The organism is Amycolatopsis sp. GA6-003 (genome assembly GCF_046267895.1).
GTDB lineage: Bacteria > Actinomycetota > Actinomycetes > Mycobacteriales > Pseudonocardiaceae > Amycolatopsis.
Genome location: NZ_CP176499.1, coordinates 1,456,489 through 1,482,760 on the forward strand (window position 1 = coordinate 1,456,489; position 26,272 = coordinate 1,482,760).

11 protein-coding genes are annotated in these 26,272 nt (G+C 71.9%); 6 read left to right on the plus strand and 5 right to left on the minus strand.

The window, feature by feature from the left end; all coding sequences use genetic code 11:
• Positions 1 to 602 precede the first annotated feature (602 nt).
• Positions 603 to 1,322 carry an HAD family hydrolase gene (locus F9C12_RS06235; protein WP_409465129.1) on the minus strand — a complete coding sequence of 240 codons (720 nt, stop codon included), beginning with the start codon at positions 1,320 to 1,322 and terminating at the stop codon, positions 603 to 605.
• Between the two features lie 155 nt (positions 1,323 to 1,477).
• Positions 1,478 to 4,033 (minus strand): LuxR C-terminal-related transcriptional regulator, encoded by a 2,556-nt coding sequence (locus F9C12_RS06240; protein ID WP_409465130.1) that lies wholly within the window; start codon positions 4,031 to 4,033, stop codon positions 1,478 to 1,480.
• A 489-nt stretch (positions 4,034 to 4,522) separates the two neighbouring features.
• On the opposite strand from F9C12_RS06240, the gene F9C12_RS06245 reads away from it, so the two are divergent.
• From F9C12_RS06245 to F9C12_RS06270, 6 genes are read left to right on the plus strand one after another with little or no spacing between them, the layout of a single operon-like run.
• Complete coding sequence (locus F9C12_RS06245; RefSeq protein ID WP_409465131.1) at positions 4,523 to 5,887, plus strand: FAD-dependent oxidoreductase; 1,365 nt, start codon at positions 4,523 to 4,525, stop codon at positions 5,885 to 5,887.
• Positions 5,887 to 6,597 (plus strand): DUF6875 domain-containing protein, encoded by a 711-nt coding sequence (locus tag F9C12_RS06250; protein ID WP_409465132.1) that lies wholly within the window; start codon positions 5,887 to 5,889, stop codon positions 6,595 to 6,597. Before F9C12_RS06245 ends, F9C12_RS06250 begins: the two co-directional genes overlap by 1 nt.
• Complete coding sequence (locus tag F9C12_RS06255) at positions 6,594 to 9,758, plus strand: amino acid adenylation domain-containing protein (RefSeq protein ID WP_409465133.1); 3,165 nt, start codon at positions 6,594 to 6,596, stop codon at positions 9,756 to 9,758. Before F9C12_RS06250 ends, F9C12_RS06255 begins: the two co-directional genes overlap by 4 nt.
• Entirely contained in the window at positions 9,755 to 14,125 is a 4,371-nt protein-coding gene (locus tag F9C12_RS06260; protein WP_409465134.1) for a non-ribosomal peptide synthetase, read from the plus strand. The genes F9C12_RS06255 and F9C12_RS06260 overlap by 4 nt, the downstream gene beginning before the upstream one ends.
• A 5-nt stretch (positions 14,126 to 14,130) precedes the next feature.
• Positions 14,131 to 15,462, plus strand: coding sequence for an MFS transporter (locus F9C12_RS06265; RefSeq protein WP_409187016.1), 1,332 nt, complete (start codon positions 14,131 to 14,133; stop codon positions 15,460 to 15,462).
• Positions 15,459 to 16,046 carry a response regulator transcription factor gene (locus F9C12_RS06270; RefSeq protein ID WP_409465135.1) on the plus strand — a complete coding sequence of 196 codons (588 nt, stop codon included), beginning with the start codon at positions 15,459 to 15,461 and terminating at the stop codon, positions 16,044 to 16,046. The genes F9C12_RS06265 and F9C12_RS06270 overlap by 4 nt, the downstream gene beginning before the upstream one ends.
• Before the next feature lie 283 nt (positions 16,047 to 16,329).
• Here the strand turns inward: F9C12_RS06270 and F9C12_RS06275 are convergent, their stop codons facing one another.
• Genes F9C12_RS06275 through F9C12_RS06285 form a run of 3 tightly spaced genes read right to left on the minus strand, consistent with a single transcriptional unit; the run spans position 16,330 to position 26,145 of the window.
• Positions 16,330 to 16,545 carry a response regulator transcription factor gene (locus tag F9C12_RS06275; protein ID WP_009077456.1) on the minus strand — a complete coding sequence of 72 codons (216 nt, stop codon included), beginning with the start codon at positions 16,543 to 16,545 and terminating at the stop codon, positions 16,330 to 16,332.
• Between the two features lie 22 nt (positions 16,546 to 16,567).
• Entirely contained in the window at positions 16,568 to 19,459 is a 2,892-nt protein-coding gene (locus tag F9C12_RS06280) for an amino acid adenylation domain-containing protein (RefSeq protein WP_409465136.1), read from the minus strand.
• Positions 19,456 to 26,145, minus strand: coding sequence for an amino acid adenylation domain-containing protein (locus tag F9C12_RS06285; protein WP_409465137.1), 6,690 nt, complete (start codon positions 26,143 to 26,145; stop codon positions 19,456 to 19,458). Before F9C12_RS06285 ends, F9C12_RS06280 begins: the two co-directional genes overlap by 4 nt.
• Positions 26,146 to 26,272 lie beyond the last annotated feature (127 nt).

Below are 26,272 nucleotides of genomic sequence, written 5' to 3' on the forward strand. Positions count from 1 at the left end.
CGGCGGACTCCGGGCGCCGCCGCCGTTCCGCCCCGGCACCGCCGCGGTCGGCGGACGGTCCGGCGCCGAAGCGGCGGTCGACCGGGCCGGCCACGGCGGCGGGGTGGTGCCGTCCGTGCCGGCCACGGGAGAACGGGCGGAAACCGTTTCCGGCTGCCGTCGCGCCTCCGCCGGAAGACGATACCAGCACTCAGTCGACGGCGAGCGATCAATCAAGGACGCAGAGCAATGTTCCAGGACGCGGAACAGGGCCTTGACATTCCCGCGGCACCCGAGCCAGCGATCGCGATCACCTTGGCACCCAACATGATCACGGAGCCCGCGTGCCGATCCGAAGCGGACACCGCATTTTCCCGACCGCGGGAAGACGGAAAACGTCTCCTCAGACCGCTGCCGAGTGCGCGCAGACCGCCAGAATCGTGCGCCGTGTTACGACGTGCCATGGCTGAGCGGCGGGCCGCAGAGCAATGTTCCACGCAAACCGCGTCAACCGCACGCGCCACCGATGGCGATCACGTTGGCACCCAACACGATCACGGAACCGCTCGCCGACCCGAAGCGGTCACCGCATTCTCGCCCGCGGAAAGACGGAAAACGTCTCGTCACGCGGCCACCGAGTGCCCGGCCAAGCGCGCGCAAACTCCCAGGATCGTGCGCCGGTCGGCGAGGTGCCAGGGCTGTCCGGCGGAAAGCCGCCGGAGTTCGGCGTCCGGTTCGAAGGCCACGGCTTTGCCCACGCAGGAAAAGACCTCCGCGTCCGAGGCGGAATTCCCGATCGCCAGGGAGTTCTCCGCGTCGAACCCGGCCGCTTCGGCCAGGCAGCGCACGAAGGCCAGTTTGCCGCCGGCCGCGCCGGGGGCGGACAGCAGGCGTCCGGTGAACCGGCCGTCGGCCACCTCCACGACGGCGCCGTGCCCGCCGGACAGGCCGAGGTCGATCGCCGCCTCCTGCACCGGGAAATCGTGATTGCCCGACAGGAGGTGGATCCGGCGCCCGCTCGCGCGCAGCAGCGAAAGCAGGTCCGGGACGAAGGAAAACAGTTTTCCGCGGCTCGCCCGCCAGGTTTTCTGGGCGGCGAACCGGGCCTGCTCGACCGACGCGCCTTTCATCGCGAGCGCGTAGAGCCGGTAGATCTCCTCCGTCAGCCCGGGCGGCGCTTTGTCCGCGGCCGCGAACCGGTCGATCGCTTCCAGGCAGGACAGTCCCGCTTGCCGGTCGCAGGTCCCGTCGTCGACCAGTACCCGCAGATAATGCCGCGAAGTGTGCCCGGGAAGCAGGGTCCCGTCCAAGTCCAGAATGGCGTATTTCGCCGCGGGGTTCATGAGAAGCACCGATTTTTCGCAGCCACGAAAACAGCCCTTCCGTGCGCGCTTTCACCGATTATCGGCGCTGACGGTACAGCGGCGCGCGGCCGGGCCGAGCGGCTTGTTCCATGCCCCGGGACAGCACTGCCCCCGGCCCGGAAACACCCCGCGCGTCAGCTGATCAGCCGGCGCGCGATCCCGGCGCGGCTGCTGAGGTCGAGTTTGTTCAGCACCCGAGCCACATGCGCGTCCACCGTGCGCGGGCTCAGGAACAGCTCCGCCGCGATTTCCTTGGTCGTCAGCCCGCGCACCACCATTTCCGCCACCTGCCGCTCGCGGCGCGAAAGAGCCCGCCCGCCCGAGGGCGATTCCAGTTTGCGCCGGCCGGCCAGCCGCCGCTGCACCTTCGTGGTCTCGCGCAGCAGCGCACCGGCGCCCGCGCTCTGGAATACCTCCCGCGCCTCGCCGATCCGCTGCGTCGCGGCGTCGAAGTTTCCTTGTCTCCCCAGCACTTCCGCGACCAGCAGCACAGCGCGGCCCCGGTGCAGCACCATCGACGCCCGGCCGAATGCGACGGCCGCCGCGGAAGCGTCCGTCAACGCGGCGGCGAGATCGTTTTCGGCGGCCGAAACCGTCGCGCGAGCCAGCAGCGCGAGGCCGAGGTCGCTCTTCAACCCGGTCGCCGCGGCGCGGTCCATCGCTTCCGCCGCCCGCCGGCGCGCCTCCGCCCCGGCGCCCTCGGCGAGCGCGACCCGGCAATCCTGCGCCAATCTGGCTACTGCCAACGGATTCGCCGTCCGCTCCGCGGGCTGTTCGACCGCGCCGGGGAACATGCCGAGTTCGTAACCGGCCTCGGCGAGGATGTGCTCCACCGTCCGCCGCCACCATTCGACCGTGGGCCGCGGCAGTTTCTCCACCGCCCGCCATTGTCGTTCGGCCGCCGACCGGTCCCCGGCCGCGAGCAGGACCCGCAACCGGATCGCGGCGGCCATCGGCACGACGTCGTGGTGGCCGAAACGGGTCGCGGCGGTTTCCGCTTCCGCGGCCGCCTCCGCTGCTTCGCCGAGACGGCCCAGTTTCCAGAGCACGTAACCGCGCACCGAGTACAGGAACGGCAACCCCTGCCGCAGCCCGGACTCGCTCAGGTGCAGCGCCCGGTCCAGCAGGGCGAGCGCGCGCCGGTCGTCGTCAAGGAAACACGAGGCCCAGCACAGCGCGGGCACGGTGTAGAGCACCGAACGCGCGTCGCTGTCGTCGAGCAGGTCGAACCCGTCGGCCGCGGCCTGCTGGGCGTGCCGGGCTTCGGCGGTCCGCCCGGCGCAGGCCAGCCCGATGGCGGCGAGCGCGGCGATCGCGGCCTGCACCGCGGGTCCGGCGCCCGGGTCGGCCGCGGTCCGGCGCAGCCGTTCCTGCGCCCCGGCGGTGTCGCCGTCCAGCAATTCCAGGTGGGCCAGTTCGAGCTGCGCCCGTGCGTCCGCCTTGCCGGACGCGGCGATCGCGGCCTCGGCGATCGACCGGGCGCGCCGGGTCCGGCCGAGCGCGTGCTCGCACCGGGAAAGCACGGCCAGCACGCGGGGCGAGTCCGGCAGGGCCGCCAGCACCGCCCGGGCCCCGGCCGGTTGCCCGGACGCCAGCAACGCCTCGGCCCGCAGCACCGACAGCCGGCAGTGCTCGTGCCCGCCGCGCATCCGTTCGGGCAGGTTCGCCACCGCCGCGCCGAGCCAGCGGGCGCCGGCCGCGGGATCGGCGCCGAGCACCTCCTCCCCCGCCGACGCCAGTTCGCCGACCGCGACCAGATCGTGGCGGTACAAGGATTTCTCGAGGTGATAGGCGCGCAAGGTGAGCGGCGCGTCGAGTTCGCGCAGGTAGGCCGCCGCCCGGTGGTGCGCGCCCGCCGCCCATCCGCGGCCGGCCACCCGGGCGGCCGCGGCGCGGACCAGCGGATGCCGGAACCGCAGCCCCGCCGGGCCGCCCGCCAGCACGCCTCGGCACAGCAGCCGTTCGATCGCGTGGCCCACTTCGGCCCGGGGCAGCACGGTCATCGCCTGGACCAGGTCCGCGTCGATGGTCGCGCCGCCGCACGCCGCGGCCTGCGCGACCAGCCGCTCGGGTTCCGGCAGCGCCGACACTTCGGCGAACAGCACGCGTTCCGCGGGCAGCATCGGCCGGTCCTCGGCCGCCGGGCTGTCGTCCGGCCCCGGCCACTCGTGCGGCGGCAAATCGGCCAGCAGCAGCAAATACAGCGGGACGCGCTCGGCCGCGGCGGCGATCCGCGCCCGCTCGGCCTCGTCGTGCCCGGGCAGCAGCCGGGCGACCTCGTCGTCGGTGAACGCGGGCAGCGTCACGTACCGGGCCGGGACCCGCTCGGCGTGCAGCAGCCGGGTCAGCGCGGGCTGCCGCTGCCCGTCGCGGACCGACAACACCAGCCGCCGCTCGTTTCCCGGTCCCGAGACCAGCGACATCAGCAGCCGCAGCGACGCTTCGTCGGCCCATTGCGCGTCGTCCACCACCACCAGCGATTCCGAGCCGAGCGCGTGCGCCAGGCGCCGGGGGAATTCCGGCGCGCCGCCGGGCACCGCGCACACCGGATCCGGCGCCCGCCGGGCGACCTCGGCCAGCAGCCGGGTTTTCCCCATCCCCGGCCGCCCTTCCACCACCGTCACCGCGGCCGCGCGGTCCAGGCACGCGGCCAGTTCCGCCGACCTGCCGACAAACTCCTTCTCGACCACGCTCTCCCCCTTCGCCCGACCAGCGAATTGCGGTAATTCTACGGATGCTGGCACCCGTTATCTTCCGGTTTATTAAGTGCCCGGGACAGCCCCGGTAAATCAGCCGGGCAAGCGGGAACAGAGTAGTGCCCGCGCCCCGGCCCGGGCTATCGGCCAACAGGGAGAACCTCGGCCGCGCGCCCGGCCGGCCACGAATCGCGCAGGAGGATCGGTGAGCAGCAGCGGACCTGGGCGTTTGCCGCGACCGGGACGGAGGGCGGGCGGTCGATCGGAACGCGCCCGCGAAACGTTACCGAAATGGTCCGGCGACTTTCCGCAGCCGGACGGACACGCTTTGCTCGCGATTAATCGGGAGTGCTTCCGAAGCGCTATTGGCAATACTGCTCCGATCGGCCGAATTGCCCGCCCGGCCGCCCGGGGCCGCTCAACGGAAAAGCACGCCGAACGGCGACGGCACAATTGCCCTCACGCGGGACGGCGGCGGGCGGAATGAGCGGCAGACGGGTTCTGGTGGCCGGGGCCGGGCTGGCCGGTTCGCTCGCCGCGATCCACTTCGCGCAGCTCGGGCACCGGGTGGAGATCCACGAGCGCAGGCCCGATCCGCGCGCGGCCGGCGCGGGCGGCGGCCGGTCGATCAACCTCGGCCTTTCCCAGCGCGGAATCCGGGCGCTGGACCAGGTCGGCCTGCTCGGCCCGGTGCTGGCCGCGGCCGCGCCGATGCGCGGGCGGGTGATCCACCAGCGCGACGGGGAACTGGATTTCCAGCCCTACGGCAGCCACGAGGACCAGATCCTCCGCTCGGTGCTGCGCGACGACCTCAACCGGATCCTGCTCGGCAAAGCGCTGGAATACCCGAACGTCAGCGCCCGCTTCGGCGTCACGCTCACCGACCTCGACCGCGGGTCCGCGACCGCCGAACCCGTGTGCGCTTTCGACAGCGCGAGTGGTCCATACCACGCGTCCGCGGATCTCGTCGTCGGCGCGGACGGCGCGTTCTCGGCCGTGCGCACCCGGCTGCTGCGCGGCCTGCCCGCCGACTTCCGGCAGCGCGTGCTGCCCTGGGGCTACAAGGAGTTCGCGATCGCCGCCGGCCCGTCCGGCGAGATGCGCAGCAGTCCGGACGCGCTGCACGTCTGGCCGGGCGACGACGGGCTGATCGTCGCGCACCCCAATGTCAACGGTTCGCTCACCGCGACCGTGTTCCTCCCGCTGTCCGGCGAACCGAGCTTCGCCTCGCTCACCACCGAAGAATCGGTGCGGGCGCTGTTCGACACCCGGTTCCCGGACGTCCGTCGGCTGGTCCCCGACATCGTCGGGCAGTTCCTCTCGCATCCGACCGGACACCTGGTGACCGTCCGGAGTTCGCCGTGGCAGCACGAGGGCCGCGTGGTGCTGATCGGCGACGCCGCGCACGCCGTCTACCCCTTCTACGGCCAAGGCATGAACTCGGCGCTGGAGGACTGCGCGGTGCTGCGCGAGTGTCTCGCCGACGACGACTGGGCCGAAGCGCTCCGCACCTTCGAACGACGCCGCAAGCCGCACACCGACGTGCTCGCGGACCTGTCCGAGGAGAACTTCGACGAGCTGCGCAGCCGGGTCGCCTCGCCGCTGTTCCTGGCCCGCAAGAAGGCGGATCTGGTGCTCAGCCGCGTCTTCCCGAAGCGCTGGATGCCGCTCTACACCATGGTTTCGCACACCACGATCCCGTACGCGGACGCCCTGCGCCGCGCCCGCCGCCAGCACGCCGCGCTGGCCTGGGGCGGCGGGGCCGCGGCGCTCGCCCTCGCCCTGACCGGCGGCGCGCTCGCCCGCAGGCGGACCGCCGGACCGCACTCGCCTGGAGACCGAAGCTGATGCTCATCCATCCGACCGATCCCGGCCGCGTCCTGGTGGAGCGGCACGACCTCGATCCGCTCGCCCTGCCCGAACGCCTGCTGCGGTACGAAGTCCACCTGCGGGCGATCTTCGACTGGGGCCGCGGCTATCTGTCCGGCCCGCATCCCGACCTCGGCCGCAGCGGCAACGTGTGCCCGTTCGCGCAGCCTTCGCTGGAGCGCGGCCGGTTCTACCTCGCCGTCGAACCCGGCGTCCCGGCCGCCGGCCCTCGGTTGACCGAAACCCTGCACTTCTACCGGGACTGGTTCCTCGAACTCGCGCCGCGCGGGCATCCGGGCGCGCAGCTGACCACGATCCTGCTGCTGTTCCCGGACGCGCCGCCGGACGACCGCTCCGGCGTGGTCGACACCGTGCAGCACGCGCTGAAGTCGGAGTACGTCGCCGAAGGCTTGATGATCGGCGAGTTCCACAACGGGCCGCCGGACAAGGGCGGGCTGTGGAACCCGGCGTTCCGGCCGCTGCGCAGCCCGGTGCCGATGCTGGTGGTGCGGCACATGGTGCCGACCGACTATCCGTTCCTGCGCGCCGATCCGGACCAGGCGCGGGCGTACCTGCGGCTGTTCGGCGACCAGGTGCCGGTCCAGCTGCGCGAGCTGGTGGAGCACGACCGGCTCGCCCGCGAACTGGACGAGACCGAGGCCGACCAGGCCGGAATCGGGGCGCCGTGAACGTCTTCCCGTGTTCGCCGGGCCAGGAACGGCTGTGGTTCCTCGACCGGCTCGACCCCGGCTCGCCGGTCTACCACGTGCCCACCGCGCTGCGGCTTTCCGGACCGCTCGACGCCGACGCCCTCCGGCGCGCCTTCGCGAGGATCTCGGCCCGGCACGCCGCGCTGCGCACGGTTTTCCGCGAGCGGGACGGCGTTCCGGAGCAGGTCGTCACCGAGAACGGCTTCTCCTTCGCCGTCCGCTCGGTCCGGGAGGACTCCGTCGGGCAGGCGGCGTCGGCGGAGATCCGCACCCCGTTCGACCTGACCGCCGGGCCGCTCGCCCGGGTCCTGCTCCTGCGCGAGGCCGAGAACCGGCACGTTCTGGTCGTCACGCTGCACCACGCGATCGCCGACGGCTGGTCGGTCTCGCTGCTGCTGGACGAACTGGCCGAGAGCTACCGGGCCGAGCTGTCCGGGGCCGAACCGGACCTGCCGCCGCTCCCGATGCAGTACGCGGATTTCGTGCGGTGGCAACGAGAACACCTCGACGGCCCGGAAGGCGCCGAGCTGCTGCGGGAGTGGGCGGACCGGCTGCGCGGCGCACCGGAACTGATCACCCTGCCGACCGACCGTCCTCGCCCCGCGACCGCGGCTTACGAAGGCGGCATCCACGAGTTCCGGTTCCCGCCCGCGCTCACCGAAGCGGTGCGGAAGCTCGCGGACACCTCCGGGGCCACGGTTTTCATGACCGTGCTGGCCGCCTACCACGCACTGCTCGCCCGGTACAGCGGGCAGGACGACGTCGTGGTCGGGACCGTCGTCGGGCAGCGCTCGCAGGTCGACACCGAGCGCCTGATCGGCTTCTTCGTCAACACCGTCCCGGTCCGGATTTCGACCGCCGGCGAGCCGGCCTTCGAGGACCTGCTCCTCGACGTCTGCGATGCGCTGGTCGACGCCCTCGGCGGGGCGGAAATCCCGTTCGAGCGGGTGGTCGAGGCCGTCCGCCCGGAGCGCAGTCTCGGGCATTCGCCGATCTACCAGGTCGGCTTCAACGGGCACGGCGACAGCGCACTGCCTCAGCTGGCCGGGGTGACGGTCGCCGACTTCGCCGGTCCGCACACCGGCACCGCGAAGCTGGACCTGATGCTCGGCGTCCGCGACGAAGGCGACTGCCTGCACGGATACCTCGAGTACCGCACCGATCTGTTCGACGAAGCCACTATCGTCCGCTTCGCCGAGCACCTGTGCACGTTCCTGACCTCCGTCACCACCGACCCGGCTCAGCGGATCGGCGCAGTCCCCCTGCTGGACGCCGCACAGCGCCGCGCCGCTCTCGACAGCGGTCTCACGCGTCCGCTGCCCGCCGCGGCCACCGCGCTGGACCTGATCGCGCCGCACGTCCGGAACCGCGGTTCGGCCACCGCGATCGCCGGTTCGCTCACCTACCGCGAACTGGACGTCCGGGCGAACCGGCTCGCGCACGCCCTGCGCCGGCGCGGCGTCGGCCCGGACGTGCCGGTGGGGCTGGGGGTACGCCGGTCCGCCGAGATGGTGGTGGCGCTGCTGGCGATCTGGAAGGTCGGCGGCGCGTATGTGCCGCTCGATCCGGAATGGCCGCTGGAACGCCACGCCTACGTCGTCGCCGAGGCCGGCGTCCGGATCGCCGTCGTCGACCGCGAAACCGCCGGCCGGCTGCCCCGGTTCGAAACCGTGCTGGACGTCGGCCTGGACTACGCCGAGCCGGACACCGCGCCAGAAGTAGCGCACGACCCGGCCGATCTCGCGTACCTCATCTACACCTCCGGTTCGACCGGGCGGCCCAAGGGCGTCGCCGTGCCGCACCGCGGGGTGGTCAACCTGCTCACCGGCTTCGCCGACCGGCTCGGCGTGACCGAGAACGACGTCTGGGCGTCGGTCACCACGCTGGCGTTCGACATGTCAGTCCGAGAGCTGCTGATCCCGTTGATCCGCGGCGGCACGGTCGCGGTGATCAGCACCGAGGACTCCGCCGAACCGGTCCTGTTGTCGCGGCGGCTGGCGGACTGCCGCGCGACAATCCTGCAGGCCACACCCACGCGCTGGCGGATGCTGCTGGCGTCCGGCGGGGTGCCCGCGAACGTGCGGGAACGGCTCTGCGGCGGTGAAGCGCTCGATCGCGAACTCGTCGCCGCGCTGTCCGACGGCCGGGTCTGGAACCTTTACGGCCCCACGGAAGTCACGATGATCGTCGCGGCGGGCGCCGTCCGTCCGGACGGTCCGGTGGTGCCGCTGGGCCCGCCATTGCCGAACACCCGGCTGCACGTGCTCGACGCCGGGCTGAACCCGGTCCCGCCGGGCGTCGCGGGCGAGATCTTCGTCGGCGGCGCGGGGATCGCCCGGGGCTACCACAACCGTCCCGGCCTGACCGCCGAACGGTTCGTGCCGGATCCGTTCTCCGCCGGCGGCAGCCGTCTCTACGCCACCGGCGACCTCGCGCGGCGGCGCGCCGACGGGACGCTGGAGTTCCTCGGCCGGACCGATCACCAGGTGAAAATCCGCGGGCTGCGCATCGAACTCGGCGAGATCGAAGCCCGGTTGCGCGCCGAGCCGCGGGTCTCGGACGCCGTCGTGCTGGCCCGCGCGGCCGGTCCGGACGACGTGCGGCTGGTCGCCTATGTCGTCGCGGAAACGGCCGAGTGGGCGCCGCTGCGCGACCGGCTCTCCGAGCAGCTGCCCGCGTACCTGGTCCCGCAGACCGCCGTGTTCCTGTCCGCGCTGCCGCTGACGAAGAACGGCAAGACCGACCGGACCGCGCTGCCGGATCCCGTCTGGGAGTCCCGAGAAACGGAGCGGGTCGCCCCGCGCGACGCCGTCGAACGGGAACTGGCCGGGCTGTGGCGGGAGGTGCTGGGCGTCGAGGAAATCGGGGTGTACGACGATTTCTTCCACCTCGGCGGCCATTCGCTGCTCGCCGCGCGGCTGCTGGCCAAGGTGCGCGAGCACTTCCAGTCCGGGGTCGGCCTGCGGACGCTGTTCGCCGCGCGCACGATCGCCGCCTTCGCCGCGGCGCTGCGGGCGGCCGAGTCCAGCCCCGGGGCCACCGACGAGATCGCGCTGCTGCGGGAGCGGATCGCCGCGCTGCCCGACGACGAGGTTCTCTCCCTGCTCCAAGCCGATTCCCCACCAGGAGCGCATCGATGACGCAACCCGAGCGAGAGCAGCTGTTCCGGCTGCTGGCCGCGCGCGACGGCCTCGGCGCCGCGACCGGCTCGATCCCCCGCCGGCCCGGCGACGCCCCCGTCCCGCTGCTGCCCGCGCAACGGCAGCTGTGGTTCCTGGACCGGCTCGGCGCGCGCGACGGCGTGTACACGATCTCCCAGTCCTGGCGGCTTACCGGCGCGCTCGATGTCGAAGCATTGCGCCGGGCGCTGGCCACGGTGGTCGATCGGCACGAAGCGCTGCGGGCGGGTTTCGCCGAATCCGACGGTGAACCGGTCCAGGTTCTCGCGCTGCCCGGAACCGCGCCGGAACTGTCCTATGTAGACCTGCGAGAAGCGCCGGAGACGGCCGATTCGGTCCTCGCCGCCGAACGGGCCCGGCCGTTCGACCTGAGCCGGCCGCCGCTGGTGCGCGGGCTGCTGGTCGCGCTCGCCGCCGACGTGCACCTGTTCGTGCTGACGCTGCACCACATCGTCGCCGACGCCGCGTCCGTCGGAATCCTGCTGCGCGAAATGTCCGCGCTCTATCCGGCGAACGCGCCTGCTTTGCCCGAGCCGCCCGTGTGCTACGGCGATTACGCGGCCTGGCAAGCGACCCGGCCGCTGGCCGCGGGCGAGCAGTACTGGCGCGAGCAGCTCCACGACGCCCCGGCGTTGCTGGAACTGCCGACCGACCGGCCGCGTCCGCCCGCCGAATCCTTCCGCGGCAACGGCCATTCCTTCCACCTGTCCGCCGACGACCTCTCCGCGTTTTGCCACCGGCACGGCGTCACCGCCAACACCGTGCTGCTGACCGCCTACGTGCTGCTGCTGGCCCGCCACGCCGGTCAGGACGACGTGGTGGTCGGCATGCCGATGCGCGACGAGACCGTGCCGGGGATCGAGCAGTGCGTCGGGATGTTCGCCAACACCGTCGCCGTCCGGACGCGGCTGGCCGGCGATCCGACGGTCACTGAGGTGCTGGCACAGGTGCAGGACGCCTGTCTCGGCGCGCTGGAGCATCAGAGCTATCCGTGGGAACGCGTGGCACAGGACCTGCGGCCGGCCCGCGATCTCAGCCACAATCCGGTGTTCCAGGTGATGTTCGTGCTCAACACCGCCGGTGCCGGGCGCGAACTGCCCGGAATCCGCGCGGACTGGCTCGACCTCCCGGTGACCACCGCGCGCTTCGACCTGACCCTGGCGCTGGCCACCACCCCCGACGGAATCGAAGGACGGCTCGACTACGCGACCGACCTGTTCGATGCCGCGACTATCGCCCGCTTCGCCGACCAGTACGAACACCTGCTGCGGGCGATCCTCGCCGCGCCGGACGCCCCGGTGTCCACAGTGGACGCACTGTCCGCGGCGGACCGGATCCGGCTGCGCAACGGCGGGCATCCGGCCGCGCCGGTAGTCTCCGATGGCACCCTGGTCACCAGCCTCATCGCCCGGCAGGCCGCGCTGACTCCGGACGCCGTCGCGGTCGAGGACGACAGCCGCCTCACTTACGCAGAACTCGTCTCCCGCGCGCGCCGCATCGCCGGGGCCTTGCACGCTTCCGGAGTCCGGCGCGGCGACGTCGTGGCCCTCGGCCTTCCCGCCGGCCCGGACGCGATCACCGGTCTGTTCGGCGTGCTTCTGGCCGGTGCCGCGTACCTGCCGCTCGATCCCGGCCATCCGCCCGCGCGGCTGGCCGAACTCCTGTCCGACGCCGCTCCCGCCGCCTTGATCACCGACTACGACTTGGCGTTCGACGGCCCGGTCCTGCGCACCGGCAGCATCCCCGAAGCCGGTCCGCCGCCGGAGATCTCGCTGGGGCCGGACGACCTGGCGTACGTCGTCTACACGTCCGGCTCGACCGGAGCCGCGAAACCGGTCGCCGTATGCCACGGCGCACTCGCCGAACTGGCCGAATCCTTCCGGAAACTGCACGGATTCGGCCCCGGCGAACGGGTGCTGATGATCCCGCCGCTGACCTTCGACGCCGCCGCGGGCGACATCTTCCCCGCGCTGGTCTCCGGCGCGGCCGTGCTGCCCTGGCGCGACCCGGCGTCGCTCACCGGTCCCGGACTCGTCCGGCTCTGCCGCGAGCGCGGGATCACCATGGTGGACGCCCCGTCCGCGCTCTGGCAGAAGTGGGTTGCCGAACTGGCATCGGAAAACGTCCCGTTCGACTGTCCACTGAGGACGATGATGGTCGGCGGCGAAGCGGTTCCGACCACCGCCGTGCAGACCTGGGCAGCCCTCACCAAAGGCCGCGTCGAACTGCACAACCACTACGGCCCCACCGAAGCGACCGTCTGCGCGACCAGCTACCTCACCTTCGACGCCGGCGAACTCGACGGCCGCGTGCAGCTGCCGATCGGCGATCCGCTCCCCTACGTCCGCGCCTGCGTCGTCGACGACCGGCTGCGTCCGGTGCTCCCCGGAGCGCCCGGCGAACTCTGCCTCGGCGGCGAGGCGCCCGCCCGCGGCTACCGGGACCGGCCCGGCGCCACCGCGGAGAAGTTCGTCCCGGACCCGTTCTCCCCGGCACCGGGCGCGCGGATGTACCGCACCGGCGACCTCGCCCGGCTCGACGGCGAGGGACGGCTGGAGTTCCTCGGCCGCGTCGACCGGCAGCTGAAAGTCCGCGGCCACCGCATCGAACCGGCCGAGGTCGAAGCGGCCTGCCGGCGCCACCCCGGCGTCCAGGACGTGGTGGTCACCGCTCGAGACGGCCGGCTGGTCGCCTACCTCGTCGGAGCCGTCGACCCGCTGTCCGTCCGCTCCGCCCTCCGCGCCGCGCTGCCCGGCTACCTGGTCCCGGACTCCTTCGCGGTGCTCCCGGCGTTGCCGCTCAACTCCCACGGCAAGGTCGACCACCGCGCGCTGCCCGAACCAGCGGACACCACGACGTCCGCCTTCACCGAGCCCGAGGGCGAGCTGGAGCAACGGCTGGCCGCGATCTGGGCGTCGGTGCTGGACGTGGACCGCATCGGCCGCGACGACGACTTCTTCCTGCGCGGCGGGCATTCCCTGCTGGCCGGGACGCTGATCGCGAAGGTCCGCGCGGAACTGGACGTCGAGGTCCCGGTGCGGACCCTCTTCGAAGCCAGTACCCTCGCCGCCTTCGCCGACGCCGTCCGCGCCCCCGGCCACCGCGACGACGACCGTCTCGCCGAGGTGCTCGCGGACGCCGTGCTGCCCGCCGACCTCGATCCGCGGTGCACGCCCGCGCAGGCCGAGGCCGCGATCCAGCGCGCGATGGCCCCGCGGATCGCCCTGCTCACCGGAGCGTCCGGCTTCCTGGGCCCGCATCTGCTCGCCGACCTGCTGCGGCACAGCGACGTCGTGGTGCGCTGCCTGGTCCGGGCAGCCGGCGCCGCCGAGGGCGCCGCCCGGATCGAACAGGTGCTGCGCGACCACCTCTTGTGGGACGACAGCTTCCGCTCCCGGATCATCGCCGTCCCTGGCGACCTCGGCAGCCCTCGGCTGGGTTTGCCCGCCGCGGAACTGGACGCGGTCGCCGCGGACCTCGACGTCATCTTCCATTGCGGCGGCGAAGCGAATTTCCTGCGCCCGTACGCCCAGCTGCGCCCCGGCAACGTCCTCGGAACGGTCGAACTGCTGCGGCTGGCCTGCCGGGGCGGCGGAATCCCGGTGCACCTGGTGTCGTCGCTGGGCGTCTACCCGCTGGACCGCGACGCGGTGATCACCGAGGACGTCCCGCCCGACGATCCGGCCGGGCTGGACCGCGGCTACGAGCTGAGCAAATGGGCCGCCGACCGGCTGGCCCGGGCCGCGCGCGAACGCGGCCTGCCGGTGACCGTGCACCGTCCGGCGCGGGTGACCGGGCACAGCAAGACCGGCATCGGCCCGCTCGGCGACCGGTTCGCGAACCTGCTGCGCTGCCTGGCGCTGCTCGGGTCCGCGCCGGAGGAGGACTTCGCCATCGAGGAGGACATGGCCCCGGTCGACCACGTGGCCGCCGCCATCGGGCACCTTTCGCGGCGGCGCACCGGCTACGGATGCGATTTCCACTTCCACAACCAGCGGACGATGCGGTTCGGAGAGGTCGTCGCCGGGCTGCGCGAGTTCGGCTACCCGATCGAGGCGGTCCCGTTCGGGGACTGGCACGCCGCGCTGGCCGCGGCCGCCGCGGAAACGGCGGACCCGGCGCTGAGCGCGATCACGGCGATGATCGAACGGACGTCGCCGCCCCGGCGGACGGTGTTCGACTGCTCGCACACCGAGGTGGTGGTCGCGGCCGGCGGGCTGGTCTGCCCGGCGGCGGATCGCGTTCTGCTGCAACGGTATCTCGCGCATTACGTCCGCATCGGGCACCTGCCCGCCCCGGCCGCCGCCACCCGGAAGGAGCACCGTTGACCACGATGGGAACGCGGGGATTCGTCCTCCTCTGGTCGGCCCAGCTGGTCTCGATCGTCGGTTCCGCGCTGACCGGGTTCGTGCTCGGCGTCTGGACCTACGAGCGGTCCGGTTCGGCCACCCAGTTCGCGCTGATCATGCTGTCCGGCGCGATCCCGGCGCTGGTGATCGCGCCGTTCGCGGGCGCGCTGGCCGACCGGTGGCACCGCCGCCGGATCCTCGTCGCCGCGGACTGTGTCGCGCTCGCCTCGGTCGGGGTGCTCGCGTTGCTGATCAACGCGGACCAGTTGCAGACCTGGCACGTCTACGTGGTGACCGCGCTGACCGCGATGTGCGGGACCCTGCAGCAGGTCACGTTCAGCGCGATGATCCCGCTGCTGGTGCCGAAACAGCACCTCAGCCGGGCGAACGGGCTGTCGCAGGTGGTGTTCAGCGCGCAAATCGCCGCCCCCGTCGTCGCCGGGACGCTGCTGGCGTTCACCGGATTGCGCGGAGTGGTGCTGATCGACCTGGTGACGTTCGCCGCGTCGCTGCTGGTCGTCTTGCTGGTCCCGCTGCCGCGCGCCGCCGTCCGCACCGCCGCACCGGAACCGGGCGGACCGTCGATCTGGCGGCAAGTTCCGGCCGGCTGGGCGGAACTGCGGCGGCGTCCCGGGCTGACCGGACTGCTCGGCGTGCTGGCCGGGTTCTACTTCTGCTTCGGCATCGCCGGAACGCTCGTCCGGCCGCTGGTGCTGTCGTTCGCCAGCCCCGCCGGACTCGGCTTCCAGGTATTCGCGGGCGGCTGCGGGCTGTTCGCCGGAAGCCTGGTGATGGGCGTCTGGGGCGGGCCGAAGAAGCGGATGCGCGGGATCGCGGCGTTCATGGCCTTCGGCGGGGTCGCGCTGGCGCTCCACTCGCTGGCCCCGTCGCTGGCGCTGGTGATCGCGATCGGGCCGTTCTTCCTGTGCACCCTGCCGGTGATCACCGGGACCGCGCAGACCGTGCTGCAGAGCAAGGTCGACCCGGCCAACCTCGGCAAGGTCATGGCGACCTCGCGGGCGGTGTCGCAGGCGGCGAGCCCGGTGGCCTACCTCGTCGCCGGCCCGCTCGCCGACGGCGTGTTCGAACCGCTTTTGCGCCCCGGCGGCGCGCTGGCCGGTTCGGTCGGGCAGCTGATCGGCACCGGCCCCGGCCGCGGCATGGCGCTGATGTTCCTGCTCGCCGGGCTGCTTCTCGTCGTGCTGGGCGCGCTGGCCGCGCGGCCGTCGCTGCGGCGCGTGGAGGACCTGCCGGACCTGCTCGAAGAACCGGAACCCGTCGCGGTGGCGGCGAGCCGAGAGGAGAACGGGAAATGACCACCCTCGAACGGACCGTCCCGGTGCGCGTGCTCGCCGCCGACCCGTTCCTGCGCGCCGGACTGGAAAGCGCGCTCTACGGCTGCGCGGAATTCACCGGGGACGACGGCGGGGTCGCCGTGCTGGCGGTCGACGAGGTCGACGACGCGGCTGTCGAGGCGATCCGGACCGCCAAGGAGCGCAACACCGCGGTGCTGCTGGTGACCGGCAGGGTCGACGCGGCCCGGGCCGCGCGCGCGATCGAGGCGGGCGCCTGCGGAGTGCTGCGGCGGGAACAGGCCTGCGAACAAACGCTGGTCTCCGCGGTCCGCGCGGCGGCGACCGGCCACGGCACCATGCCGCCGGACTTGCTGAGCGACCTCTTCGAAGCCCGGCGACCGGCACCGGCCGCGCCCACGCTGGACGCCCGAGAACGCGACGTGCTGCGGATGGTCGCGGACGGCCACGAGACCGCTGAAATCGCTTCCGCACTGGCCTATTCGGCACGCACGGTGACGACGATCGTGCACGACATCACGCACCGGCTGCGATTGCGGAATCGGGCGCACGCGGTTGCGTTCGCCTTGCGGCAGGGGCTTATTTAGGGATGGTTGCGCCCCGCCTGCGCGCCGGAGGAACTTGGCGTTGCTACGGCGGGGCGCGTTTCTCAACGCGGCAGCGGCGAGACGCTCTCCAGGAACTGCGCTTCGCCGTCTGGGCGGGATCGACCACGCAGCCGAGACCTTTCACGCTCGGCTAAACTAAACCGCTCCCCACCGCCAGCGCGCCGACGGAACTCAGCGCAGCCGGGACAGTGCGCGTCTCCCGCCGCGCCGCCCGAAAGACTCACCGAAACCACGACGGCCAGCCGAGACCTTTCGCACTGGGCTAAATCAAGCCGTTCCGCACCGCGTAAGCCGCGGCGTGTGCGCGGTTGCGGACTCCCAGCCGGGCCATCAGGTCGTACAGCGCGTTCTTCACCGTGTGCTCCGACCAGCCGAGTTCGGCCGCGATCTCGCTGTTGCTGTACCCCTCGGCGACGAGCCGGAGCACCCGCAGCTCGCGTTCGCCGAGCTGCGGCCGGTACGCCGCCTCGCCGTCCACCCGGCCAGTGTAGGAGATCGGTTCATCGCGGCAGCTGCGAGCCACGCGTGCCCGGTGCGACCGCGACCGTGTGCACCACCTGCACGAACCGATCGGCCATCGTCTTCGCCGCGGCTTCGGCGAACAGCGCCCGGTCGTAATGCAGCGTGCCGGCCAGACCGGCGGGATGCTCGCGAACCGTCACCAGCACGTCGAACGGATTCCCGCCCTGCCCGGCCCGCCACGGCTCGGCGCGGACGCCGTCGAGCCGGAGCCGGCCGGCGAGCGAGCCGAGCGACTGGAAAGCCACCTGCGCCACCGGATTCCGGCTCAGATCGCGCGGCGGCCGCACTGCCGTCACGACCTGGTCGAACGGGACGTCCTGATGCCGGAACCCGCCGAGCACCGCCTCCCGCACCGCGTCGAGCACCTCGCGGTACTCCGGATCGCCGGGAACGCGCACGCGCAGCGCGAGCGTGTTCACGAACAGCCCGATCAGGTCTTCGGCCTCGACCGACGGCCGGTTGCCGGCGAAGGTGCCGACGACGAGATCGTCCCGTCCCGTCGCCCGGCTCAGGTCGAGCACGAACGCGGCCAGCAACGCCATGAACCCGGTGGCGCCCGCCTCGGTCGCCACGGATTCGAGCGCGGTGAGGACCTGCTGCGGCACGGAGAATTCGACAGTGCCTTCCAGCTGGGCCTGCCGAGCCGGTCGCGGAAGGCTGTCCGGCAGCTCGATCGCCGGCGGCGCGCCGGCCAGGGCGGACTTCCAGTATTCGAGACCGGACTGGTCCGGCGCTGGGTACGACGCGGTCAGCTCCGGCAGCGCGTCCGCTCGCCCGGCGTAGCATTCGGCGAGGTCGCGCCAGAAGATCTCCATCGAGGTGTCGTCGGCGATGATGTGGTGGAGCACCGCGAGCAGCGTGAACCGGCCCGGCTCGCCGCGGATCACCGCGCACCGCAGCAACGGCCCGCGCGCCAGATCGAACGGCCTGCTCAGCTCTGCCTCGACGATCTCCTCCGCCGAGCCGTCCACCACCGTCAGCGGCACGTCGGTTTCGGCGGAAACGACCAGTTCCGGTTCCCCGCGCCGGCTCCGGAACGTCGTCCGCAAGGCCTCGTGCCTGCGGACCACCTCGGCCAGCGCGCGCCGCAACGCCTCGACGTCCAGCTCTCCAGTGCACCGGTAAGCCTCGTACATCGTGTACGTGGAGGACGGCCCGGACAGCTGGTCGAGAAACCACATCCGGTGCTGTGCGGGCGAAATCGTCTTCTGTCCACTATGGACAATTCCGGTCGGCAGTGCCGCTTCGACCACCTCTGCCAGCTCCGCGACGGTCGGTGCGGTGAACAGATCCGCGACGGACAACCGGCGCCCCGTGTTCCGGGAGATCCGTGCGCAAATCCGGGTAGCGGCGAGCGAACGACCGCCGAGTTCGAGAAACGGATCGTGCACGCCGACCGGACTGACGCCGAGTGCCTCCGCCCAGATCCCGGCGATCGCCGCTTCGGTCGCGTTGCGGGGTTCGACGTAGCCGACCGCCAGCTCGGGCCGGGTGCCGTCGGGCTCGGGCAGGGCGTTGCGGTCGATCTTGCCGCTCGGCGTGAGCGGCAGAGCGGGCAGCGGAATCCACACCGCCGGAAGCATCGGCTCCGGCAAGGTGCGGGCCAGATGCGCCCGCAACTCGGACGTCGAAGGCGGGGCTCCCTCGCGGTAAACGCAATAAGCGACAAGCCGATCGTCCTGCACCGCAGCCGCCGCCGCGGCAATCATCGGATGCCCATGCAGCGCTGCCTCGACCTCGCCGAGTTCGATCCGGTTGCCGTGGATCTTGACCTGATGGTCGAACCGGCCGAGGTACTCGAACGCGCCGTCCGCGCGCTGCCGGGCACGGTCGCCGGTGCGGTACAGCCGTTCGCCGGGTTGCTCCGCGAACGGATTGGGCACGAATTTCTCCGCGGTCAACGCCGGGCGGTTGAGGTAGCCGCGCGCCAGCTGCACTCCCGCGATGGTCAGCTCGCCGTCGAGGAGGTGGATGCGGGTGTTGGCGATCGGGTAGCCGATGGTCACGGGCTCCCCTGGCCGGCAGCGGGTCGCGGTCACGTCGACTGATGCTTCGGTCGGCCCGTAGAGGTTGTGCAGCTCGGCGTCGATGACCTGGTGGAACCGGTCGGCCAGCTCGTCCGGGAGCGCCTCGCCGCTGCACAACACCCGCCGCAGCGGCAGTGGCGGCACCGGTCCGGCCAGGAATGCCCGCAGCATCGACGGCACGAAATGCGCTGTGGTGATCCCTTCGGCCATGACCTCGGCGAGATAAGCCGGGTCGCGGTGCCCACCTGGGCGGGCCATGACGAGGGTTGCGCCGACGGAGAGGGTCCAGAAGAACTCCCACACCGACACGTCGAAGCCGAACGGTGTCTTCTGCAATACGCGGTCTTGCGGGGTCAGGCCGTATTCGTCCTGCATCCACCGCAGCCGATTCACGATGCCGCGATGCTCGATGACGACACCCTTGGGCCTGCCCGTCGAGCCCGAGGTGTAGATCACGTACGCCGCGTTTTCCGGACGCACCAGGACATTCACCGGATACGCCGGTTGCGCGAGCCCGGTGAGATCACCCGGCGCGATCACCAGCTCAGCACCGGAGTCCTCGATCATGAACCGCAGCCGGTCCTCGGGATAATCCGGATCCAACGGCAAATACGCCGCCCCGGTTTTGAGGATACCGACCAGCGCGACCACCATCTCCAGACCGCGCTCCAGCCGAACCCCGACCACCGACTCCGGCCCCACTCCACGCGCTCGAAGCCAGTGCGCCGCCCGATTCGACCGCTCCTCCAGCTCCACATAGGACACCTCGCGGTGGTCGGCGACGACCGCCGTTCCCCCGGCAGCCACTCCCTCGGCGATCAGGTCCAGCAATGTCTCGCTCATGCGTCCTCACTCACCGCCGCCGCCCGCGGCCGGATGGTCGACCGGGCAGCCGGTTCCGAAGCCAGCCGCGGGTACCCGGCCACCGCGGCGGCGAGGGACTCGACGGTCGGGTGGTCGAACAACGCCCGCACCGGTACGTCGGCGTCCAGAGCCGCGCGCAACCGCACCGAGATTCGGGTCGCGGCGACGGAATGTCCGCCGAGGTCGAAGAAATCGTCCTGCGCGCCGATCCGCTCGATGCCGAGCACCTCAGCCCACACCCCGGCGACCAGTTCCTCGACCGGCCCGCGCGGTGCGACGTGCGGACGTTCGCGCACCGCGGCCGCCGGCGCGGGCAAGCCGGCCCGGTCGAGCTTCCCGGCCGGAGTGCGCGGCAGTTCCGGCAGCCGCACGATGCTGCTGGGCACCAGGTAGTCCGGCAGGATTCCGGACAGTCCTTTTCGGACGTCCGCAATGGACAGTTCCGCGGCCGCGACGACATAGGCGGTCAGCTCCCAGCCGTCCGCGACGGGAGTCGGCTGGACCGCGGCGTCCCGGATCCGCGGGTCGGCCCGCAGCACGGCCTCGACCTCGCCCGGTTCGACCCGGTGCCCGCGCACCTTCACCTGGTCGTCGGCCCGGCCGAGGATCTCCACCGCCCCGTCGAGACGCCGCCGCGCCAGATCGCCGGTGCGGTAGACCCGCCCGCCGGGCCGGAGCCCGTGCGGATCGGGCGCGAACCGTTCCGCGGTCAGACCGGGACGGCCGGCATAACCGCGGGCGAGCCCGTCGCCGCCAATCCACACCTCGCCGACCACCCCGAACGGGACCGGCTCGAGGTCGTCGCCGAGCAGGAAGATGTCGGTATTGGCGACCGGCTCCCAGGCAACGACCCGATCCCCGTCGAGTTCGGCGACGGTGGACCAGATCGTCGTCTCGGTGGGCCCGTAGAGATCCCACAGCCGCGCCCCGCCCGCGGTGAGCCGCCGGGCCAGGTCGGCCGGAAGCTTCTCGCCGCCCGCGAAGACGGTGAGTTCCGCGGGAGGAACCCATCCCGAATCGACCAGCAGCCGCAAGCCAGACGGCGTCGCCTGCACAACCGCCGGCGCGGTCCGCTCGATCAACTCGACCTGCCGCTGCGGATCGACGCTCTCCTCCGCGGTCGCGACGATCACCTGACCGCCGACGAGCAACGGCAAGTACAGCTCGAGCGCGGAGATGTCGAACGAAACCGTAGTCAGCGCCAACACCGCGGCACCCGGCGCGAGGCCGGGCCGCCGCCGCATGGACAGCAGGAAGTTCGCGAGCGCGGCGTGCCCGATCTGGACGCCCTTGGGCTGCCCGGTGGAACCGGAGGTGTAGATGACGTAGGCGAGTTCGCTGCCGTCTGGCTGGGGTACGGGACCGTCCTCGGGGTGGGTCGCGAGTTCGCCGCCTTGGGGCCGCGGCACCGGCATGCCCGCCGGATCCGCCGCGAATTCGCTACCCTCGGGGTCGTCTGTCGCAATGGCAGCAAGTTCGCCACCCTCGGGCTGGGGCACCGGCGCATCCGCCGGGCAGGCCGCGATATCGCCTCCATCGCGCCCCGGCACCTGCACATCCGCCGCACCCGCCGCAACTCCGCCGCCACCGAGCGGCACCACCGCCGCATCCGCCGCAACTCCGCCGCCACCGAGCGGCACCACCGCCGCATCCGCGGCAACTTCGCCGCCATCGAGCCCGGACACCGACACGCCCGCGGGACCCGCCGCGAATCCGCCACCGTCGAGCCGCGGCACCGACACGTCCGCCGGGCAGGCCGCAACTCCGCCACCGTCGAACCCCGGCACCGGCACCTCCGCCGCACAGGCAGCGATCGCCTCCGCGTCTCGGTCCAGCAGCACTGCCGAGCAGCCGGTCCCCTCCAGCAACCCCGTCAGCGACTCTTCGCTGAGCACCACCTCCACTCCGGAATCGGCCAGCACGTAGCCGACCCTCTTGGCTGGGTAGCGCGGGTCGATCGGCAGGTACGCGGCTCCCGCCCGGTGCACGGCCAGCAGTGCGACGAGCAGGTCCGGACCGCGGTCGAGCAGGACCCCGGTCAGGGAACCGCGCCGCACTCCTCGTTTCTTCAGATACCTGGCCAGCCTAACGACCCGCACCGACAATTCCCGGTAGGTGAGCGTCACCGGACCGCACTGCAGGGCCGGGGCGTTCGGGTGTGCCGCTGCGGTGGCCGCGAACAGTTCCGGCAGCATCCGGGCGGCTCGCTCGGTCCGCGGCGGGTTCCGCAGCAGCGCCGCCCGATCCGCCGCGGGCAGCCCGGATCGGCGCGGGGCAGCGGTCGGCGCGGAGACGATCTGCTCCAGCACATGCCGGTACACCCGGGCGAGAAACTCCAGATGCGCGACCCCGATCCGGGAGGTGAACGCCTCCAGCACGAACGCCCCGGGCACCGTCGAGACGGACAGGCCGAACTCGTTGGGGGTGCTGTCGGCGACCTCGGCGAGGTCGACCTGCGCGTCGGTGAGCACATGCATGTCGGTGTGGTTGAAGAAAACATCGACGAGCGGGGCCTGCCCGCCCCACGCGGCCTGCATCGCGGGCAGCGGGAAATGCCGGTGCGGCCACAGCGCGGTCTCCTCCGCGAACACCGCGCGCGCCAGCTCCGGCCAGTCCCGTGCGTCGGCCGGCGCCGTGAACGGCACGGTATTCAGGAACATCCCGCGCACCTGGTCGCCGCCCGCGCGCTCGAGCCTGCTGTTGGTCACCACGCCGGTGTGGAACGGCCGGTCATGTCCGGCGATCGTCCGCAGCACGGTGAGGTGCGCGGCCAGCAGCAGGCTCTTCAGCGGAACTCCCGCCGACGAAGCCACCGCCCGCAACCGCGACGTCAGATCTCCGAACGGCACCCGCACCGTGCGGTAGACCCCGTCGTCTTCGCCTGCCCAGCCCGGCGGCACGGCGAACCGCTCGGCCGCGCTCACCCGGTCCGCCCAGAACTCGCGGTCCACAGTGGACTCCAGCGCTTCCCGTTCCCGGGCGACCGTGTCGGCGAACCGGACCGGCGGCGGTTCGACCGGCCCGGCCGCGCCAGCCCGGTAATCCTCGAGCAGCTCGGCGACCAGCGAATTCTGGCTCCAGCCATCCAGAATCGCGTGCACGTAGCTGAACGACAGCCGCCATTCGCGGTCGGCAAGCCAGTGCACGTGCAGCCGGAGCAGGCACGGACGGAGCAGGTCGAACCCGCGCGCCCGGTCTTCCTCCGGGTACTGCCGCACGCGCGCGGCCTGCTCGTCGGCGGGCAGCGCGCGCAGATCGTCGCAGGTCACTTCCAGGACGGCGGTCTCGTGCACCCGCTGCAACGGCGGGTCCGCGGCGAAGTCAATCGAAGAGCGCAGGATTTCGTGCCGCGCGACCAGCCGATTTGCGGCCTGCTGCAAGGCGTCCAGCCGGAATTCTTCGTGCACCGGGTAGCCGAGATGGTTCAGGTACAGCCCCCGCTCGGCCCCGGCGAGCATCTCGTGCACCATGCCTGCCTGCGCGAGCGACAGCGGGTAAGCGTCGGTCACGTCGTCCGGCAATGCTTCGCGCTGCCCCACGGCAAGCAGCGCGAACGGCTCGACCGCCTCGAAAGCTGCCGCCGGACCGCCGAGCCCGGCGGCGAAGTCGGCCACCCGCTGCCGCCGGAAGAGGTCCGCGACGCTCGCCTCGATTCCCTCCGCGTTCAACAGCCCGACGGCGCGGATAGCCCGCAGAGAATCGCCGCCCAGCGCGAAAAAGCTGTCCTCCGCCCCGACCCGGTCGACGCCGGTCGCCGCCGCGAACGCGCGCGCCACCGCCGCCTCCGCCGGGGTGCGCGGCGCGACGTACCGATGACTCACGCGCACACCGTCCGGTGCGGGCAGGGCGTTGCGATCTATCTTGCCGCTGGCGGTCAGCGGCAACGCGTCGAGCGCGAGCCACACCGACGGCAGCATCGGTTCCGGAAGCGTGCGCGCCAAATGGGTGCGCAAGTCAGCCGGGTCCGGGGTGCGGCCGGGCTCGGCGACGAAGTAGCCGATCAGCCGGTCGTCGCGCACCGCGGCCGCCGCCGCGCGCAGGTCGGGGTGGGTCAGCAGGGTCGCCTCGACCTCGCCGAGTTCGATCCGGTTGCCGTGGATCTTGACCTGGTGGTCGAGCCGCCCGCGGTATTCGATCCGGCCGTCGGGCAGCCTCCGGGCGAGGTCGCCGGTGCGGTACAGCCGTTCGCCGGGCCGCCGCGCGAACGGGTCCGGGACGAACTTCTCGGCGGTCAGCGACGGCCGGTTCAGGTAGCCGCGCGCCAGCTGCACCCCGGCGATGACCAGCTCGCCGGGCACGCCCGCCGGCACCTCGCGCAGCTCGGCGTCCACCACGAAAACCCGCGTGTTCGCGATCGCGCGGCCGATCGTGACCGGCTCCCCCGGCAGGCACCGGGTCGCCGTGACGTCCACCGACGCCTCGGTCGGCCCGTAGAGATTGTGCAGCTCGGCGTCGATGACCTGGTGGAACCGGTCGGCCAGCTCGTCCGGGAGCGCCTCGCCGCTGCAGAGCACCCGGCGCAGCGAGGGCACCGGGCCGGACAGAAACGCCCGCAGCATCGACGGCACGAAATGCGCCGTCGTAATCCCTTCGGCCATGACCTCGGCGAGATAAGCCGGGTCACGGTGCCCGCCCGGGCGGGCCATCACCAGGGTTGCGCCGACGGAGAGGGTCCAAAAGAACTCCCACACCGAAACGTCGAACCCGAACGGTGTCTTCTGCAGCACTCGATCCTGTGTCGTGAGACCGTATTCCGCTTGCATCCACCGCAGCCGATTCACGATCCCGCGATGCTCGATCACAACACCCTTGGGCCGACCAGTCGACCCCGACGTATAAATCACGTACGCCGCGTTCTCCGGGCGCACCAGGACATCCACCGGATACGCCGGTTGCGCGAGCCCGGTGAGATCACCCGGCTCGATCACCAGCTCAGCACCGGAATCCTCGATCATGAACCGCAACCGGTCCTCGGGATAATCCGGATCCAACGGCAAATACGCCGCCCCGGTTTTGAGAATCCCCACCAGCGCGACCACCATCTCCACACCGCGCTCCAGCCGAACCCCCACCACCGACTCCGGCCCCACCCCACGCACCCGAAGCCAGTGCGCCGCCCGATTCGACAGCTCCTCCAGCTCCACATAGGACACCTCACGCCGATCCGCGACGACCGCGATTCCCCCGGCAGCCCTGCCTTCGGCGAGCATCGACAGCAATGTCCCGGACTCGAAACGGACGTCAGTGTCGTTCCACCGGGCCAGCTCGGCCTTTTCCGCACTGCTCATCCAGGGAAGATCCGACAGCCGCGCGGCGGGATTCGCGACAATCCCGCGCAGCAGCTCGGTGAAATGCGCGCCGATCCGTTCCACAGTGGACCGATCGAACAGCGCGACCGGATATTCCAGCACCCCGTCCAGGCTTCCGTCCGGCCGCTCGGTCATTTCCAGCGTGAGGTCGAACTTCGCACTGTGCCACGGGGAATGGACCTGCTCGCCGTGCACCCCGGCCGCATCGAACCCGGCGTCAGCGGTGTTCTGCAGCACCAGCATGGCTTGGAAAAGCGGATTGCGGGACAGATCGCGGTCCGGGGCCAGCTCGTCGGCCAGCCGCTCGAACGGCGCGTCCTGATGGGAATACGCGTCGAGGGTGTCGCGGCGAACGTCGGCGAGAAAGTCCGCGAACGACCGCGAACCGTCCACCTCGGCGCGCAGCACCAAGGTATTCAGGAAAAGCCCGATCAACTCCTGCGCCTCGGCACGCGTGCGTCCGGCGACCGGGGTGCCGACCGTGACGTCCGCCTGTCCCGAATACCGGCTCAGCAGAATCTGATACGCCGCCAGCAGCACCATGAACGTCGTCGCCCGATGCGCCCGGCCCAGCGCGGCGACGGCGGTGCCGAGGTCCGCGTCCACGGTGAACCGCAGGATGTCCCCGCGCGGATCGTGCACCGGCGGACGCGGACGGTCCGCCGGCAAGGACAGCGCCGCGACCCCGGCGAGACGGCGACGCCAGAACTCGACCTGCTCCGCCACCCGCGCACTGGCCGCGTGTTTCCGTTGCCAGGAGGCGAAATCGGCGTACTGGACCGGCAGCTCGGGCAACGTCTCCCCACGGTACAGCGCCCCGAGTTCCCGCGCGACGACGGACGTCGACCACCCGTCGTACGCGATGTGATGCACGACGAGAAGCAGCACGTGCTCCGTCGCCGACTGCCGCAGCACCCGAACCCGCAGCGGCCGGTCCCGGGCCAGATCGAACGGCACCGAGGCCGCTTCCCGAGTGACCGCCTCGACGTCCTCCGCCGCGACGTCCTGGACCGTCAGATCCACCGCGGCCGCTCCGACGATTTGCTCCGGTACGCCATCGCGTTCGCCGTAGGTAGTGCGGAGGATCTCGTGGCGTTCCACGATCGTCTGCCAGCAGGCCCGCAACCGCTCGACGTCGAGCGGGCCGCGCAGCCGCCACGCCGCGGTCACGACGTACTCGGTGCCGCCGGGCCGGAGCCGGTCCAGCACCCAGACGCGCTGCTGCGCCGGAGAAAGCGGCAACGGACGGCCACGGTCGGCCCGGATCGCCGGACGGGCCGGGTCCGCGGCCGGGACCGGCGCCGCGGCCAGGTAGCGCTCCAGCAGCTCGTCGCGCCGGGACTGTTCGGTGGTCATCGCTCCCCCTGCGGGTCGATCGGCGGGGCTGGTCGGCGGACGTCCGTGAGGGGAACCTGCACAGACTCTGAGTCCCTCGAGGGTTCCCCTCGCCGACGGCACTTGCGAGCCAAGCCGAGGCTGCTCA

What these genes read in the sequence shown, in the direction of transcription:
- F9C12_RS06235 (WP_409465129.1), bottom strand. Translation starts at nt 1,322, where the DNA reads ATGAACCCCGCGGCGAAATACGCCATTCTGGACTTGGACGGGACCCTG.
- F9C12_RS06245 (WP_409465131.1), top strand. Translation starts at nt 4,523, where the DNA reads ATGAGCGGCAGACGGGTTCTGGTGGCCGGGGCCGGGCTGGCCGGTTCG.
- F9C12_RS06250 (WP_409465132.1), top strand. Translation starts at nt 5,887, where the DNA reads ATGCTCATCCATCCGACCGATCCCGGCCGCGTCCTGGTGGAGCGGCAC.
- F9C12_RS06260 (WP_409465134.1), top strand. Translation starts at nt 9,755, where the DNA reads ATGACGCAACCCGAGCGAGAGCAGCTGTTCCGGCTGCTGGCCGCGCGC.
- F9C12_RS06265 (WP_409187016.1), top strand. Translation starts at nt 14,131, where the DNA reads ATGGGAACGCGGGGATTCGTCCTCCTCTGGTCGGCCCAGCTGGTCTCG.
- F9C12_RS06270 (WP_409465135.1), top strand. Translation starts at nt 15,459, where the DNA reads ATGACCACCCTCGAACGGACCGTCCCGGTGCGCGTGCTCGCCGCCGAC.
- F9C12_RS06280 (WP_409465136.1), bottom strand. Translation starts at nt 19,459, where the DNA reads ATGAGCGAGACATTGCTGGACCTGATCGCCGAGGGAGTGGCTGCCGGG.
- F9C12_RS06285 (WP_409465137.1), bottom strand. Translation starts at nt 26,145, where the DNA reads ATGACCACCGAACAGTCCCGGCGCGACGAGCTGCTGGAGCGCTACCTG.